Below are 17,200 nucleotides of genomic sequence, written 5' to 3'. Positions count from 1 at the left end.
CATAAGCTATAAGTTACTCTATCCACAAAACTAATCAGGTAGATAGCGCAAAACATGTTCACGAATTGGTTCAGAGTACTGTTTCCGATCGCTCTGTTGGCGGTGGTATTTGGTTTTTACCAGCAATTGCTGCCCCTAATCGAAGCTAATCTGACGGTTGCGACCAACCTTCCCTACGTGTTGCTCTCAATCGCAATAGTCGTCAGTTACGCTTTCAAGCAAAGTCGCAGCGCAATGGTCAGCGCGACTGCGCTTGTGGCCTACTGGATCATACAGCAGCGTCTGCAAGTTCCCCTTGCTTACGGCAACACCACCTTGGAACTATCCCTCTTGTGTTGTTTACTGCCGCTATGTTTGTTTGCCTGTTTACTTTTCTCTGAATCGGGACGGTTTTTTCGCTCGTTTCTCACCTACCTGGCGATTCTTATCAGTTGCGGGTTACTTTTCTATCTGGTGGTCACCTCAGTGCCTTTGAAAGCCACTCACGAGCTACAATTGAGCTGGTTGATGAATTTAGACTCGTTCTCTCGCCTACCATTTGTGTTGGTCGTCTATATGGTCAGTATGACGGGTGTTGCATTCGCTGTGCTCGTACGTCGTAACCGCAACATTGATGCGATGATTTACACCGTCATGCTGCTCTGTTGTGCGACGTTTGCACTCTTTCATCTAGCCTATATTTCAAGTTCACTGTTCACTCTGGTTGGCGTCTTACTGCTGTTCTTTATTGGTTGCTCAAGCTATCAACTCGCCTTCAATGATGGCCTAACCGGGATCCCAGGGCGACACACGTTGGACCTTGATATTTTGCAATTAGGCTCGCATTTCACCATTGCTATGGTGGACATTGATCATTTCAAACTGTTTAACGATCAGTATGGCCATGAAACTGGAGATGATGTACTCAAGTTAGTGGCCAAGCAAATCGCCAAGACCAAAGGTAATCCTCGATTTTATCGATACGGGGGTGAGGAGTTCACGATTTTGTACCATCGTCGTCGGGCAAACCAAGCAATACCCTACTTAGAGCAACTAAGACGCGATATTGCCAATTACCCGATGTCTTTGCGTGATAACAACCTAAGGCCAGAGAATGACGTGGAAGGTTCACGCTTTCGCAGCCAGAACGACTCTACGTCAAACGCCGAGACAGTGCATGTCACAGTCAGTATCGGTGTGGCTGACTCGACCTTGTCCCTTGAACCTAATGAAGTGCTAAAAGCTGCTGATAGTGCCCTTTATGCGGCAAAGCGTGGAGGAAGAAATCGTATCATCAATGCGTCGGCTCAACGTTAGCTAACTCGCCTTTGATGACAAACGACCAGCCAATGGTTAACGAACGCTAAACGACCGGCATTGGTTGCAATGACTCAATAACATAACGAGCACGGCCGCGTTTCTTGGCCTGATACAGCAACTTATCCGCGCAGCGATAAAGTGTATCAATCGACTCGTTACCACTTGGCACAATTGACACCCCACCCTGTGACACGGTCACATATTCACCGACTGAGCTGTTCTGGTTTGGAATAAATTGATCAACGATGGCTTCGTGAATGCGTCGGCAGGCCTGCTCAAGTTTGCTTTCATCGGTATTGGCCAGCAATACCACAAATTCTTCACCTCCATATCGTCCCACATACTCTTCAGTGCGGGTAAACAGGCTGTTAATGGTATCTGAAATCTTAATTAAGCATTTATCGCCTTCAATGTGGCCATAATTATCATTAAACAGCTTAAAATGATCGACATCGAATAGGATCAGAGAGAAGGGAATATTGTGCCGACCATGGAAGGAGATGACTTTTTGCAACTGCTCATCCATAAAACGGCGATTAAATAGCTTGGTTAATCCATCTTCGTTAACTTGTTTCAACAACCGATAGTTGACCCGCTCTAGTTCCAGCGATGTGGCCTGTAGCTCCCGACGCATATTTGCAATCCGTTGCATCGCCTTAAGCTTGGCGCTCAATACTTCGCGGTCAACAGGTTTGATCAGATAGTCGTCTCCACCGGCATGAATCGCCTTAGAAATAAAGTGGGGCTCCTCATGGCTACTGAGGAAAATGATTGGTAACCAGTCTTGATCTTGATCCCTAATTCTTTGCGCGACCTCAAAGCCATCCATTTCAGGCATGGTGATATCCAGCAGAATCAACTCCGGGTCAAAGTGACCAAACACCTCCAATGCTTCCCGCCCACTTGCCACGGCCTCAACCACGTGCCCTTGTTGCTTTAAGCGGATAGCCAGTTGCATTCTATCGAGCTGTACATCATCGACTAACAGTATTCGCATTGAAGCGCTGGTTTCAAACATACAAATCACTCGCCATATTTTGGTGTTGTGGTTAGTTAGTTGCAAATCGGTTAGCTACAAATTGGTCAGTTTGTCAATTTTTTAACCGATTCTTTTCAGGAGTATATGAAACAATTATTCGATATCCAATTTAATGACAGCCAATTTGTTGACTTTTGTCTATGAACACATACGATCACAGCTGATTTAAACTGATACAGAAATATGACTATGTCTGATACTCAAGCAAATGAACAAGCAACACCAACCGTCGATCTAGCGACGATTTCAGCAGAACTTCGTCAAGTGATCGAATTTGATCAAGTTCCGGAGTCGATGCACTCTATGGTGGTTTCAATCCACGAAGTGTCAGAAGAAGCCGTGCGTGAGTCATGGAATGAGCTACCCGCGAGTGCACAAAACATCGTTGATAACTTTGAGCAGTTTCATGCTTTAGTTTCAGTGAGCCAAGCCTTTGCTGGAGTGGACCTAATGGAAAAGTTCCCGACACTTGACCTGCCAAAAGAGATGACTGAAGAGCAGCAAGAGGCTTACCGTGCTGAGCTACTTAATGACGTGCTGTTTAACTGCGTGAAAGACATGTGTAAGCAAGTGAAAAAAGCCCGTCGCGATCCACTGCTTAAGAAAGACTTTAAAGACGTTTTTGCACGTTAATCCCATCGCCTCTAAAGTCAGTCTTGGCGGCCAGCGTCCTGACGACCAGCGGTAGGTAGTCGCCTAGTTCAATGGGGTGAGTAGGTTAAGGAGATATCTCTTTGACTGATACTCACCCCTTTTATTTGTGCAAACACCACCATCTCCGGCGCCAGTTTCAGCTCATCAAGCGCCCACTGAGTAATACTGGCACTTAAGGTTCGGTTCGGACCAATGGCTAGCTCAACAACCACACTCTGTCTATCTGGTGCCTGCTGACGCTGCTCGATCGCCACAATTTTGGTCGGCAAGACATTACGAATTGAGGTGCCAGTTGGCCTAGTCAGCATGATTGACACATCTCCAGCACGTATTTGTACACGCACAGTTGAGCCGAGCGCCACTGCGCAATATTGAGTCCATAGCTCCACTCCATCGGCTAATGCCACCTTACTCAGTCCATATTGCTGACTGTGCTGTACGATCTTGGCTTCAAACAGCGAACTTTGCTCTGTAAAAGATTGCCACGGCCGCATCGCGTGAGATTGCCACACTTGAGTTAACTCTCCACATTCGAGTACCTTGCCCTCATCGAGCATGATGATGTTCTGCGCTAGGCGGGCTATTTCAGCAAGACTATGGGTGACATACAGAATAGGGATATTAATTTGCTCAGCCAGCTGCTCGAGGTATGGCATAACCTCTCGCTTGCGCGGCAGATCGAGCGAAGCAAGTGGCTCATCCATCAACAACAAACGTGGCTTGGCCAATAAAGCACGACCGATGGCAACGCGCTGCTGTTCGCCACCAGAAAGTTGATTGGGATAGCGAGTAAGCAAATGCCCGATATCAAGCAACTGACACACTTCACTAACAGCTTCGACCGATCGCAACTTCATGCCATAACATAAATTGCCTTTGACGGTGTAATGGGGGAATAAGCGTGAGTCCTGAAAGACATAGCCGACTTGGCGCTGATAAGTGGGCAGATTGTGCTGCGCACCGCTATCAAAAAGAACCTGGCCATCAATGGCGATGTAACCACTATCTGGGGTTAATACTCCCGCAAGCATATTGATCAGGGAGGTTTTACCTGCACCGGAGCGGCCAAATATGGCCGTGATCCCTTTTGGCGCTATCTCAAGGTCTATTTTGATCTCTAATTGACCAAGTCGCTTACTTGCCTTGACGATAAAACGGCTCATGACTTCGCCCCCAACCGCTTAGTGGTACTTCGTTGTAACCACTCAGAGAACAGTAAGGAAAGCAAGGCTATGGCAACAGAAATCGCGCACAAGCGTGCGGCTTCAACTTCGGCCCCCGGTGTTTCGATAAAGCTGTACATTGCGAGAGGCAGGGTCTGAGTCTCGCCCGGTATATTCGAGACAAAGCTGATCGTCGCACCAAACTCGCCAAGGCTTCGCGCAAACGCGAGCATCGAGCCGGTAATAATACCCGGCAACATCAGTGGCAATGTGATAGTTACAAATACCCTAACGGGGGATGCACCAAGCGTGGCCGCCGCCATCTCCACTTTGGTATCAATAGCATCAAGGCTCAGTCGAATCGAGCGCACCATCAAAGGGAGCGCCACCACAATACAAGCCAGCACCGCCCCTTTCCAATCAAAACTGAACACTAGGCCAAAGTGCTGATCAAGCCAGCGACCGATAAAGCCTTGCCTACCCATTGAGATCAACAGCAGATAACCAACCACAACCGGAGGCAGCACCAAAGGTAGATGAACCAAACTGTCAACCAGCGACTTGGCAAAAAACTGCTTGCGACTGAGTAACCACGCTAGAGAAATACCAAGGGGGATCAACCAGACTAGGGCGTAAAGTGCGACTTTAATGCTCAACACTAACGCTTGCTGTTCATACTCATTCAACAAACATGCTTCCTTTTCAATCGATTATAAATCCGTCCATATTGGGGATAAGTCTATATGTTGTTCGATAGCATCGGCAATCTGATTAATCGCATTTTCCTGGATTTGGTCATGGTTTAGCGGCGTCAATTGAACGCCTGTTGCCCAACTGATCAGAGCTTCGGCGAGCTGTGGTTGATCAAAGATACCATGCAGGTACGTGCCAAGAACCTGATTATCAGCGCTTAACGCACCATCTAGGCGACCGCAGGAAAGCTGAATCGGCGCTTGCTCGACGCCAGTAGTGACACCGACATGGATCTCATAGCCCGAAACGTCAAACGATTGACTATTTAGAACCAGTTGACCACTGACATTGGTCAGAGTCTTCTCGGCTTGCAGTTCGGTATGAACATCAAGCAGACTTAACGCCTGACTAATTCCCTGCTCACCCTCAATTCCCAACGGATCAGAAATAGACTGACCGAGCATTTGATAGCCACCACAGATACCGATGACTTTACCACCATAACGTAGGTGGCGGCGGATCTGCTCATCCCATCCTTGCTGCTGCAAGAAGGCTAAGTCAGAACGCACCGATTTACTGCCCGGCAGAATTATGAGGTCGGCGCCTTCGAGACTTCCCCCTTTGGCAATATAGTGAAAGTCAATCTCTGGATGCAGTCGGAGTGGATCAAAATCGGTATGGTTGCTGATACGAGGTAAAACAGGCACCACAACCTTAATCCGGCGTGATACGTCGCTATTCGGTTGCTCTACCAGCGCGTCCTCGGCTTCCAGATTGAATCCATGTAAGTACGGCAGCACGCCAAGCACAGGTTTGCCCGTTTTTTGCTCGAGCCAATCTAATCCGGGTTGCAATAACGCAAGGTCACCGCGAAAACGGTTAATAACGAACCCCTTGACCCTGGCTTGCTCAGAGGGTGAGAGTAAGGCTAATGTGCCGTAAAGATGAGCAAATACACCACCACGATCGATATCGGCAACGATGATCACTGGTACATCGACTTCTTCGGCAAAGCCCATATTGGCGATATCATTGGCACGCAGATTGATTTCCGCTGGACTCCCTGCCCCCTCGACCACCACACATTGATATCCCTCGGTTAACTGCTGAAAAGATTCCAGCACCTTAGGCAAAGCAAACGATTTATAGTCACTAAAGCCGATAGCCTGCATGTTTCCGACCGCTTTGCCCTGAACGATCACTTGGGCTCCTGTGTCGCTGCATGGCTTGAGCAATATTGGGTTCATATGTACGTTCGGCGCGACCTTCGCGGCACGAGCCTGAACGGCTTGTGCACGACCAATCTCGCCGCCATCCGGTGTCACGGCACTGTTGAGAGCCATATTTTGCGGCTTAAAAGGGGCAACACGGACACCATGGCGCTGGAGCACGCGGCAAATCCCTGCCACTAGGACACTTTTCCCCGCATCTGAGGTCGTTCCCTGAATCATGAGCGGGGTTAATTGGTGATTGAATGAACCTGTTGGCATTGTGTGGCTTCCCGTACGGCGGTAAAAAGTGATGAAATAGTTATCAACACGCTGATTTTATGAAGATTATAACCCACTTCTAACACTTGGTGGGTTTCTATTATTATGTAGTGGCGTATAATTTGCATCTAATTAGACGAGCCGATGATCGACCAGAGTCCGGCAACACATTGTTTATAGGAGTGATTTTTCACTATGTTACGTTTTAAGCCAAAAGCCGTATTGATGGCTGCCAGTTTACTTGCTGTGACCACAGCCGCGTCAGCGAATAACTTTAGTTATGACTATATCGAGATGCGCAGTGGTCTAAGCCCGCTAACGATGGGGGTTGAGGGCAGTAAACAGATCATAGAGAATCTGCACATGGTCGGTCGCATTGACTCCAGGCTAGAAAACGACTGGGACTTTGCTGCTGGCCTAGGCTTTAACGGTCCACTTAACCAGTTTGCCGATATTTATGGTCAAATGTTGATCCACAATATTCGCGAAATTGATAGAAGCTCGACAGATTTCAAGCCTGAGCTTAATGTTGGGTTTCGTGTTTGGATGAGTAATCAGCTTGAAGCAACGGGTCGTATTGGTGTTCTAAAAGAAAAAGCAATTTTCCACGGCGGAATCAAATTTCATTCAACCGAAACCTTGGTACTTGCCGCAGAGATCCGCAGTAACGGCACTTACGGTGTTCAGCCAACCCTTGGGGTTCGCTTTCACTTCTAACCCCCCTTATCATCTCATTGGTTGCTATCGGTTCGCTCCAGAACCGATGAGCATTGTCGAATTCTATCGCTTGTAGCGACATAGCGAAGTTGGCTCAGTTGGCAGTTTGTGGCTATAGATATAGAGGCTAACCTGCAATCAAGCTTGGAGAGTTGTTATGACCCGTAAAGTCGTCACCGTCACCTTAAACCCTGCACTCGATCTGACCGGCTCACTGGAAAACATTACCTTAGGTAAGGTGAGCCTGGTAAACCAAGGTCATCTCCATGCTGCCGGCAAGGGGGTTAACGTCGCCAAGGTGCTGAGTGATCTCGGAGCTGACGTGACCGTGACTGGATTTTTGGGTGCTGATAATCAAGCCGCTTTTGTCGAAACCTTTGCGGCGATGCGTGCTCACGACCAGTTCGTTCGCGTCCCTGGCTCAACACGAATTAATGTCAAGCTGGTCGAAACCCATGGCCGGGTCAGTGATATTAATTTTCCAGGGATAGAAATAGACTCATCAGCAATTAAAGCCCTCACCAGCAAACTTACTGCGCTATGCCCCGATCATGACTATTTTATCTTCTCAGGCAGCCTACCTCCCGGTGTAGCGCCCAAACAGTTGGCAGACTGGATCTCGTATTTAACCGATCAAGGCAAAAAAGTTGCGCTCGATTCTAGTCATGCCGCCCTTGAGCATGGGATAAAAGCCAAGCCATGGATGATCAAACCCAATCAAGATGAACTCGCTGAGCTTATGCAGCGCCCATTAACCAGTCGTAATGAACTGCAGAGCGCGGCGCAACAGCTAGCCAGCTATGGTATCAAGCACGTCGTGGTTTCTATGGGTGCCACAGGCGCCATGTGGCTATCCCACGGCCAGTGGCGCATCGCTTCCCCACCGAGTATGGAACTGGTCAGTACTGTTGGTGCTGGCGATAGCTTTGTAGCCGGATTTTGCTGGGCTGCGATGCAATCGTTTGAGGCACGCAAGCAATTGGGCTTTGCAACAGCAATATCCGCACTCGCAGTCAATCAAATAGGCGTTGGGGTGAGTGATATTAACCAGGTTATCGGTTTAAAAAAGCAAGTTATCATGCAGGGTTAACTAACCCTGATGTTGTGGGGTCCTGTTTTCAGCTATCGATGCAGCGCCTCACAATGCCGTACCCCGCTGCACCAAACTGAACACCGACGTAGTGGTTGCACCAAAACAATGCCAAGTTTGCTTGTCACGACACTTGTTTTTATACCGTGCTTCTCAGGATCAGTCTTCAATTGCTTAAACTTGGGGCAAAAATTTGCTTGTGACCCATAATGTGACTAAACGTAACATTATGGCTTGATTCTTGTAACCTAATTAATTAACCAATATTTATGCGTTGAGACAGCAAGTTTGCACCTATAGTGTGCAAGCGAAACACGCTCCCCCTAGTAACAAAGGATTGAACTATGGAAGACACGATAGCCATCGTATTGGCAGGAGGCATGGGCTCTCGCCTGAGCCCTTTGACCGATGATCGAGCTAAACCTTCGGTGCCCTTCGGTGGTAAATACCGGATTATCGACTTCACCCTCACCAACTGCTTGCATTCAGGTGTGAGAAAAATCTTAGTCTTAACCCAATACAAATCACACTCTCTACACAAACATCTGCGCGATGGTTGGTCTATCTTCAACCCAGAGTTGGGCGAGTTCATCACTGTGGTTCCCCCACAAATGCGTAAAGGCGGTCGCTGGTATGAAGGAACAGCAGATGCGATCTACCACAACCTGTGGCTGCTCGAGCGCAGCGAGTCAAAATATGTCGTGGTACTCTCTGGTGACCATATCTACCGCATGGACTACGCTGCCATGCTCGAAGAACATATCGCCAACCAGGCCGAACTCACCATTGCCTGTATTCCCGTACCAAAAGCGGAAGCGCAGTCATTTGGCGTCATGACGACCGATGATACGGGTAAAATCACTCAGTTTGATGAGAAACCGTCGAGTCCGGCGAGTATGCCTGACGATCCCGAGATGAGTCTAGCCTCAATGGGTATCTACATATTTAGCATCGATACCCTGCTTAACACCCTCAACGAAGACGCGGCTAATGAAGAGTCTAGTCATGACTTTGGCAACGATATTATTCCCAAGCTAATTGGCAATGATACGGTTTATGCCTACAACTTTTGCAACGACAAGGGACGTGTTGCAAAAGACTGCTATTGGCGCGATGTAGGCACCATTGATTCCCTCTACCAAGCTAACATGGATTTGCTTGAGCCAGTGCCACCGATGAATGTCTATCAATCAGACTGGGCGGTAAGAACTTATGAGCGACAGCTTCCTCCTGCTCGCACTGTATCATCGGCCACGGGTAATGAGGGGATCTTTATCAACTCAATTATCGCGTCTGGAGTGGTGAACTCCGGCGGGTCTGTGCACCACTCAGTGATCTCTTCAAGCGTCCGTATCGAAGACGGAGCCACCATTACTGGCAGTATATTATTTGACCACGTGGAGGTTGGTGAGGGCTGTCAGCTAAAAAACTGCATTATCGATAAGCGGGTCAAAATTCCGCCACATACGACGATTGGTTTTGATCTAACCGAAGATCGCAAACGCTTTAAGGTCTCAGAACGCGGGATTGTTGTAGTACCAGAAGACTATCAGTTCTAGAAAACTAAAAGCCTTATCACTACGCTAATCATAAATCCGGGGGCATCTTAGGGTGCCCTTTTATTGTCTCACTACCCTTGAGTAATGCGCACCACTTTTCGTACGGTTTACTCTGGCGTCCCTTTTTTTATAGAAAATGTCTGTGCTAGGGATTGATCTTTGCCGATTTCATTCACATATTGAATTTGTCACTGGCAAACGGCGAGTCAGGGTTTGGTGCTTCTCCTGCACTGATATCACGCCGACAGATAAGGAAAAAGACCAATGAAATTCAGTTATGCAAACCCAACCCAAATCCACTTTGGACAAGGCCAAATTGCGGCAATCGCGCAAGCGATCCCTGCAGACAACAAAGTCCTCGTCGTCTACGGTGGCGGCTCTATCAAGCGCAATGGCGTCTACGACCAGCTCACTCAAGCACTTGCCCAGCATCAGTGGAGTGAGTTTTCAGGTGTAGAGCCTAACCCGACTAAAGAGACTCTGGACAAGGCAGTGGCACTGGTCAAAGAGAAGCAGATCGACTTTATCCTCGCGGTTGGCGGTGGTTCAGTTATCGATGGTTCAAAATATGTCGCTGCGGCGTCTCTCTATGCTGGTGATGGCTGGGATATCCTAACTGGTCAGCATGTTGTCGACCAAGCACTACCACTTGGCGCGGTATTAACCTTGCCTGCAACCGGCTCGGAATCAAACATGGGTGCGGTGATCACTAAGGCCGAAACCCAGGACAAACTGGCGTTTCTTAGCCCATTTGTTCAGCCTAAGTTTGCTGTGCTGGACCCAGACACAATGAAAACTCTGCCAGAAAGACAGCTGATCAACGGCGTGGTTGATGCCTGGGTGCATGTGTGTGAACAATACCTGACCACCACCACTGACGCTTGGGTCCAAGAGGGCTATGCCGAGACCCTACTACGTAATCTAAAACGCCTTGGCGAGAGTTACGATGTGCGTGATAGCGACGAATGGCGTGGTAATTTGATGTGGACGGCTAACCAAGCGCTCAATGGCTTGATTGGCAGTGGCGTACCACAAGACTGGGCAACTCATATGATTGGCCATGAGCTGACTGCACTATGGGGTGTCGATCATGCCCGTTCGCTGGCTATCGTTCAGCCTTCGCTGCTGCGCAACCAGCTCGATGTTAAACGCGCTAAATTAGAGCAAATGGGCACGAATGTGTTTGGCTTGGAGCCAAGCGATGACCTAGCCGAGCGCACGATTGATTCGATCGAGCTATTCTATCATCACCTCAATGTCGCGACTGTTTTTGATGGGCACGGTGAGTCAAAGCAGACAGCAGTCGACAAAGTCGTCGAGCAATTGGATGCCCATGGCATGCACACACTCGGTGAGAATCAGAGTATAACTTTAGAGCAAAGTCGCCAGATCCTTGAGCAAGCCATCGCCTAATCGATGAAATACTCAACAAAACATCAACGCACTCCTCGGGGTGCGTTTTTTCGTTTACAAATCTCCAACACGAATTGGCTTTACATCACGAAAAATACTCGTATTATGCTCACGCAAACGTTTTCCTTGGTCAAAATCGCTAGTTAAAGAGATATTATGCTGCCAGATATTGAGATTTGTCGTCAGACAGAGCTGTTGTCAATTAATCACGTTGCCAAACAATTTGGCCTCCTTGAGGATGAGTTCCAAGCCTTGGGTAAGCACAAAGCGAAAGTGTCGCTTTCCAGCCTCAAACGCACACAAACCAACAAGTCCGGCAAACTTATCTTTGTCACTGCCATTACACCAACGCCACTCGGTGAAGGCAAAACCGTGACCACCATTGGTCTTTCTCAAGGTTTAAAAAAGATTGGCCACAATGCAGCAGCCTGTATTCGCCAACCGTCGATGGGTCCCGTTTTTGGTGTCAAAGGTGGCGCTGCGGGCGGCGGTTTCTCACAAGTTGCGCCGATGGAAGAGCTCAATCTCCACCTAACTGGTGATATTCACTCGGTGACGGCAGCGCACAACCTAGCGTCAGCTGCCATCGACGCACGTATTTATCACGAACAGCGTCAAGGCTACGAAGCATTCGAAGAACGTACCGGTCTTAAGGCGCTTAAAATCGATCCGAAAAATGTCGTTTGGAAGCGCGTGATTGACCATAATGACCGTGCCCTACGCATGATCACTGTCGGTAAGAACGAAATCAATAAAACCATCAACGGTTTCGAGCGTGAAGACGGGTTCGATATTTCTGCGGCCTCTGAGCTAATGGCGATCCTAGCGTTGGCCGATGACCTACAAGACCTGCGTAAACGTATCGGTTGTATTGTCGTTGCTTACAATGTTGATGGTGACCCGGTAACGGCAGAGGACCTAGATGTTGCCGGTGCGATGACCGTTAGCATGAAAGACGCCATTGAGCCAACGCTAATGCAGACCCTTGAGGGCGTGCCTACCCTAATTCACGCAGGCCCATTTGCTAACATTGCCCACGGTAACTCGTCAATTATTGCTGACCGCGTAGCAACGCACCTTGCTGATTACACAGTAACTGAAGGCGGTTTTGGCTCGGACATGGGCTTTGAAAAAGCCTGCAACATTAAGGCACAAGCCTCTCAACAAGCTCCTGACTGCGCGGTGATTGTGGCTACTCTACGTGGACTAAAAGCCAACTCTGGTCTTTACAACCTCAAACCAGGTCAAGCGATCCCTGAATCTATCTTTGACGCCGACCAAAAGGCGCTTGAGGCAGGCTTTGAGAACCTGAAATGGCACATCAACAACGTCAATAAATATGGCGTGCCAGCAGTGGTTGCGATTAACCGCTTCCCACAAGACTCTGAGCAAGAACTTGCGACGCTGAAAGCAATGATCGAAGCGCTGCCATTTGATGTTGAAGTCGCCATCAGTGAAGCATTCGGTAAAGGCGGCGAAGGTGCGGTAGAGCTTGCCAACAAAGTGGTTGCACAATGTGACAAGCCAAGTCAATTCAAACCACTCTATTCAGTGGAAGACTCGCTAGAGTCAAAGCTTTCTACCATTGCAGAAGTCGGTTACGGCGGCAGCATAGTCATGAGCTACAAGGCTCAGCAACAGCTTACTGCACTGAAAAAGCACGGTTTTGATAAGCTTGCGGTATGTTTTGCCAAAACGCCACTGTCAATCACCACCGATGGCTCGATCAAGGGCGCACCAAAAGGCTTTGACGTACCAATCCGTGAGCTGAAGTTGTGCGCCGGCGCAGGCTTTATCTACGCCCTAAGCGGCAACGTAATGACCATGCCAGGCCTTCCAGATAAGCCAGCCTTTATGAACCTGGATATCGATGAAGACGGCAATATTGTTGGTTTAAGTTAATATCACCAACTGTTAGTAACAAAAAACTCGGAGCTTGTCTCCGAGTTTTTTTATCCCTTCGGGAGAGGCGTGAATCGAGATCGGGCTTTGCCCTGCGAGAACGCTGCGCTCGAGGTGGTGTAACACTTGACAGCAGTGACAAAGGTTGGAAAATTTTCTCGCCTCTCGCCTCTCGCCTCTCGCCTCTCGCCTCTCGAATCTTTCCCGTAGTTGAAATTTAATCGCTTTGCTCCCGTTCTTATTGCGTATAGATGTTTAAATTACGTGAAGCTAGGGTAAAGGAGTGACACCATGAAGCGAATTGTACTGTTTATAGCCTTATGTCTTGCGGCGGTGGCAAGCCTGTTGATGCCTGCTAGTGCCGACAACAAAATGAGTAAAGCCCCCTCGGGTAAAACTGAAGTTGCCACATTGGCCGGCGGCTGCTTTTGGTGTACTGAGTCGGATCTGGAACAACTTCCTGGCGTGCTGGATGTGGTCTCTGGTTATGCCGGTGGCGAGCTTGAGAATCCAACCTATAAACAGGTCTCATCAGGTAAAACCGGTCATATTGAAGTGATTCAAGTGACCTATGACCCGATGCAAGTGACTTATGAGCAGGTATTGGATCAGTTCTTCCGCCATATCGACCCAACCGATGACCAAGGATCATTCGTCGACCGCGGTCGCCACTACCGCCCCGCTGTCTTTTATCATGACGATGAGCAAAAGCAGATTGCTCAGACTTTTATGCAGCAGATCGATGCCTTGGGCGTGTTTCCGAAGCCACTCAAAACTGAGCTGATCGCCTATGAGACATTTTATGTGGCCGAAGACTATCACCAAGACTATTACAAAGAGAACAAGTGGCGCTACAAGTACTACCGCAATGCCTCTGGACGCGATCAGTATCTCGACGAGGTGTTTGGTAAAGGCCGTAAAGAGAACCCGGTGACCCTGCGCCAGATGATTGATGAGGCTAATGGCGTTGAGCGTATTCGTTACGCCCGTCCAAGCGAATCAATCATTAAGCAGCAACTAACTGAGCTGCAATACTACGTCACTCAAGAGGAAGGCACCGAACGTCCGTTTAATAATGAGTACTGGGACAATAAGCAAGAAGGCATATATGTCGATATCGTCTCTGGTGAGCCATTGTTCTCCTCAACAGACAAGTACAAGTCAGGTACAGGGTGGCCAAGTTTTACCAAGCCGATTGATGAGCACTACATCACGACCAAGACCGATTTTAAACTCATCTACCCCCGCACTGAAGTGCGCAGTCGCTACGGTGATTCACATCTAGGACATGTGTTTAAAGATGGGCCTGCCCCTACTGGCCTACGCTACTGCATGAACTCAGCAGCGATGAAGTTTGTCGCCAAAGAGGATATGGAGGCACAAGGTTACGGTAACTACCTATTCTTGTTCGATAGTTAACCGACACTCCACTAAAAAGGAGCGCTTTATGTGCTCCGTTCATCTATCCTTTGCTTTAACTCGCATCGCTGGCGCTATTAGGTATATAATGCGCCAGCTTTTTCTTGGACAGACAAACCTTTTATGATTTCAAAAAACCAACTTAAACTTCTTCGCGCACTTGGGCAAAAGAAACAGCGTAAGGCGCATGGCCTCTTCTTGGTTGAGGGAGAGAAGAACGTCCTTGAATTACTTGATTCATCTTTGATTGTTAAACAGATTTTCGCTACTCGTGAGTTTCTCGAGCAATACCGTGCTGAGCTTGGCGGCTATGTGTGTATTGAAAGCTCACTCGATGATCTGACCAAAGCCAGCAGCTTAGTCAGCAATAATGCCGCTGTTGCCATCGCAGAGATCCCTGCGAACACAGCGCCACAATCACAAGGATTGATGATCGCCCTAGATGGCGTTTCAGACCCTGGGAATCTTGGCACTATTATCCGTGTTGCTGATTGGTATGGGATCAAACATATCGTCGCCAGCCGCGATTGCGCCGACCCCTATAACCCCAAAACCATCCGTGCCACCATGGGCAGCTTTGGCCGCGTACAGGTGACTCAACTGGATCTGCCTGATTATCTCGCGCAGGCAAACCTGCCGATTTATGGTGCGTTCCTTGAGGGTAATAGTGTGCACAGCACGGAGTTCGCCGCTGAAGGCATTTTATTAATGGGCAGTGAATCTCATGGGGTACGCCCACAAGCTGAGCAGTTTGTCACCGATAAGATCACCATTCCTGCCTTTGGCGGTGCCGAGTCACTCAATGTCGCCATGGCTACTGGGATTATCCTAGATAACCTACGTCGTCAGAACAGTAACTAGTTTTTGTTAAAAATATCCGATTTTTTAGCCTAACATCAAAACGCAGCTCACAAATAAGCTCTAACGATTTCAGTATAAGATATTATTTTACAAAGACTTTTAGTCCTTGTTATGAATAACAAATGACTTAGACCTAAGTGAGCTCAAGGTGTGGACTTCTGAGTTAATATACAGGCTCATATCATAGAAAGTGTTAGCAAAAGTGTTCATCTCTTTCAACGTTATTTGACGCTGAGGCGAGCCTTTTTGATCTCTCCCTTCCGGCGTGTTTACTTGCTTTGCTTAAACTGCTCTTTGAGAACACTTGGGCCGAATCTTTAGGTCACTCTCAACCGCGGGTTTGGCTAAGCCGTTTCAAGATTTATCTGAGACCCTCGGTCCTCTGTGGGGAACTAACGAATTAAATCCATGTTATCCAATAAACACCTACAAAAATAACCGTCTTGAGTACTATATAAAACGTTCGACATAACACATCAAATCAAATAACATACCAATCCATAGTTACAACCAAATGTTTACAACAGTGCAACTCTCTCTCTTTAAGTAGCAGTACCCAGTGAGTGTTCTCATGGTAGCTACGCTGACTTCTCGTATCGATATTGCATTTAAAGAGAGAGAGCTTTGCTAATTATTAAATAAGTTAGAGGTATGTAGAGCACAAAACATTTGGTTCTAGCATTAATCTTTGACAACTAAATTAATGAAGTAAAGGATAATACCATATGGATATGAAGCGTTTTGTTACGTTAGCTCTTATTTTTTTTAGCATGAATATTTATGCCAGTCCATCTTACACGGACGTAATTGTGTTTGGGGATAGCCTTTCCGATGTAGGGAACTTAGATTTCATGAATTACCCTGGAGGTGCGGCTGAGGGGCAAACATACGGGCCAAGATTTTCAAACGGTCCGTTAGTCGTGGAGTATATTGCAAGTGAACTCCTTGGCGTTGATGATATTGAACAAGCACTACAGCCCTCTCTTCACCTTACAGGCAATATAATAGGTAGCAACTTCGCTGTCGCGGCTGCAAAATCTCTTGATGATGACGGGTCTTTATTAACCCCTGATATTAACCTTCCAACTCAAGTTAATGCCTATTTAGCCGCTCAACAGGGTATAGCTCATGATAATGCACTGTTTTTTCTTTCGATCGGAGGAAACGATGTTCGTGCTGCTAGGGATATTGTTTTGAGTGATAGCAACATTGAGAATGCAATAAAAAATAGACTATCTGCCTATTCTTACGTTTATGACTCTGTCACATCTACTGCGGAAAATCTGAATTTACTGCTAAAAAGTGGTGCTAAAGATATCATGATCCTTGGCACGCCAAACATGGCTCTTACTCCAGAAAGTGCTCTCATCACCAACCAATTAATAGAGAGCTCGAGCAATTCACTAGAAAAATTAAGTGCTATGTCCCTACCAAAATTAGTGAGTGATTTATCAAAATTCTACCAATTTAACCTCAAATATGAGATTAAAAAATTACAGAAAAGATACCCAGGTTCAAATTTAATTTATATTGATCTAATGAAGTTAGTAGATTCAGTTAATAAGCAACCTGAGCACTTTGGATTCACAAATACAACTCATGCCTGTAATTACATACTAAGTACGTTTCCAGTTGCAGAACCGACTTCAGAATGCCTCGTAGATCAAGGATATCTGTATTTTGATGAACTTCATCCTACAACAAAAGCAAACCTTATCGTAGCAGAAAGGGCACTCAAACAGCTTATAAGCGTCAAGCACTGAGAAGCCTGCTAATAATTTGGATTTAAACCATCAAGTCCATCTAGATTGTACAGCTTGTAATGTGAATAAATGGTTTCGCGACAGCTCGAAAACCAGATAACATGCTGTGCAATCTTTCTACTCTGTATAGTTGTCTTA

The 17,200-nt window shown here is 47.4% G+C and carries 14 protein-coding genes; 10 read left to right on the top strand and 4 right to left on the bottom strand.

The features are described 5' to 3' along the window. Positions 1–54 precede the first annotated feature (54 nt). Complete coding sequence (locus ACZ5R2_RS19970; protein WP_464902862.1) at positions 55–1,296, top strand: GGDEF domain-containing protein; 1,242 nt, start codon at positions 55–57, stop codon at positions 1,294–1,296. Between the two features lie 46 nt (positions 1,297–1,342). Here the strand turns inward: ACZ5R2_RS19970 and ACZ5R2_RS19965 are convergent, their stop codons facing one another. Beyond that, positions 1,343–2,317: a GGDEF domain-containing response regulator gene (locus tag ACZ5R2_RS19965; protein ID WP_464902863.1), complete on the bottom strand. Its 975-nt coding sequence runs from the start codon at positions 2,315–2,317 to the stop codon at positions 1,343–1,345. Positions 2,318–2,527: 210 nt separating this feature from the next. On the opposite strand from ACZ5R2_RS19965, the gene ACZ5R2_RS19960 reads away from it, so the two are divergent. After that, entirely contained in the window at positions 2,528–2,971 is a 444-nt protein-coding gene (locus ACZ5R2_RS19960; protein WP_464902864.1) for a DUF3069 domain-containing protein, read from the top strand. Positions 2,972–3,039: 68 nt separating this feature from the next. Here the strand turns inward: ACZ5R2_RS19960 and modC are convergent, their stop codons facing one another. Genes modC through ACZ5R2_RS19945 form a run of 3 tightly spaced genes read right to left on the bottom strand, consistent with a single transcriptional unit; the run spans position 3,040 to position 6,338 of the window. Then, entirely contained in the window at positions 3,040–4,155 is a 1,116-nt protein-coding gene (gene modC / locus ACZ5R2_RS19955) for a molybdenum ABC transporter ATP-binding protein ModC (RefSeq protein WP_464902865.1), read from the bottom strand. After that, positions 4,152–4,841 (bottom strand): molybdate ABC transporter permease subunit, encoded by a 690-nt coding sequence (modB, locus tag ACZ5R2_RS19950; protein WP_464903661.1) that lies wholly within the window; start codon positions 4,839–4,841, stop codon positions 4,152–4,154. Before modB ends, modC begins: the two co-directional genes overlap by 4 nt. A 24-nt stretch (positions 4,842–4,865) precedes the next feature. Further along, positions 4,866–6,338, bottom strand: coding sequence for a cobyric acid synthase (locus ACZ5R2_RS19945; protein ID WP_464902866.1), 1,473 nt, complete (start codon positions 6,336–6,338; stop codon positions 4,866–4,868). A gap of 195 nt (positions 6,339–6,533) precedes the next feature. Between ACZ5R2_RS19945 and ACZ5R2_RS19940 the strand changes: the two genes are divergently transcribed. The 8 genes from ACZ5R2_RS19940 (at position 6,534) to ACZ5R2_RS19905 (ending at position 17,062) form a co-directional block, all read left to right on the top strand. Next, entirely contained in the window at positions 6,534–7,055 is a 522-nt protein-coding gene (locus ACZ5R2_RS19940) for a hypothetical protein (protein WP_464902867.1), read from the top strand. Between the two features lie 157 nt (positions 7,056–7,212). Then, complete coding sequence (gene pfkB, locus ACZ5R2_RS19935; protein WP_464902868.1) at positions 7,213–8,145, top strand: 1-phosphofructokinase; 933 nt, start codon at positions 7,213–7,215, stop codon at positions 8,143–8,145. Between the two features lie 344 nt (positions 8,146–8,489). Then, positions 8,490–9,704 carry a glucose-1-phosphate adenylyltransferase gene (glgC, locus tag ACZ5R2_RS19930; RefSeq protein WP_464902869.1) on the top strand — a complete coding sequence of 405 codons (1,215 nt, stop codon included), beginning with the start codon at positions 8,490–8,492 and terminating at the stop codon, positions 9,702–9,704. Positions 9,705–9,968: 264 nt separating this feature from the next. Then, on the top strand, positions 9,969–11,117 hold the full coding sequence (locus ACZ5R2_RS19925; RefSeq protein ID WP_464902870.1) for an iron-containing alcohol dehydrogenase: 1,149 nt from the start codon (positions 9,969–9,971) through the stop codon (positions 11,115–11,117). A 156-nt stretch (positions 11,118–11,273) separates the two neighbouring features. After that, a complete protein-coding gene (locus tag ACZ5R2_RS19920) occupies positions 11,274–13,019 on the top strand; it encodes a formate--tetrahydrofolate ligase (protein WP_464902871.1) in 1,746 nt (581 codons plus the stop codon). Positions 13,020–13,310: 291 nt separating this feature from the next. Beyond that, positions 13,311–14,438, top strand: coding sequence for a peptide-methionine (R)-S-oxide reductase MsrB (msrB, locus tag ACZ5R2_RS19915; RefSeq protein ID WP_464902872.1), 1,128 nt, complete (start codon positions 13,311–13,313; stop codon positions 14,436–14,438). 123 nt (positions 14,439–14,561) lie between these two features. Further along, a complete protein-coding gene (locus ACZ5R2_RS19910) occupies positions 14,562–15,299 on the top strand; it encodes a TrmH family RNA methyltransferase (RefSeq protein WP_464902873.1) in 738 nt (245 codons plus the stop codon). Positions 15,300–16,024: 725 nt separating this feature from the next. Continuing rightward, positions 16,025–17,062, top strand: coding sequence for an SGNH/GDSL hydrolase family protein (locus ACZ5R2_RS19905; protein WP_464902874.1), 1,038 nt, complete (start codon positions 16,025–16,027; stop codon positions 17,060–17,062). The last annotated feature ends 138 nt before the right edge of the window (positions 17,063–17,200 follow it).

It is taken from the genome of Vibrio sabulosilitoris (genome assembly GCF_055391395.1).
The sequence above is the reverse complement of the archived record's forward strand: the minus strand, read 5'-3'. Positions and strand labels throughout refer to the sequence as shown.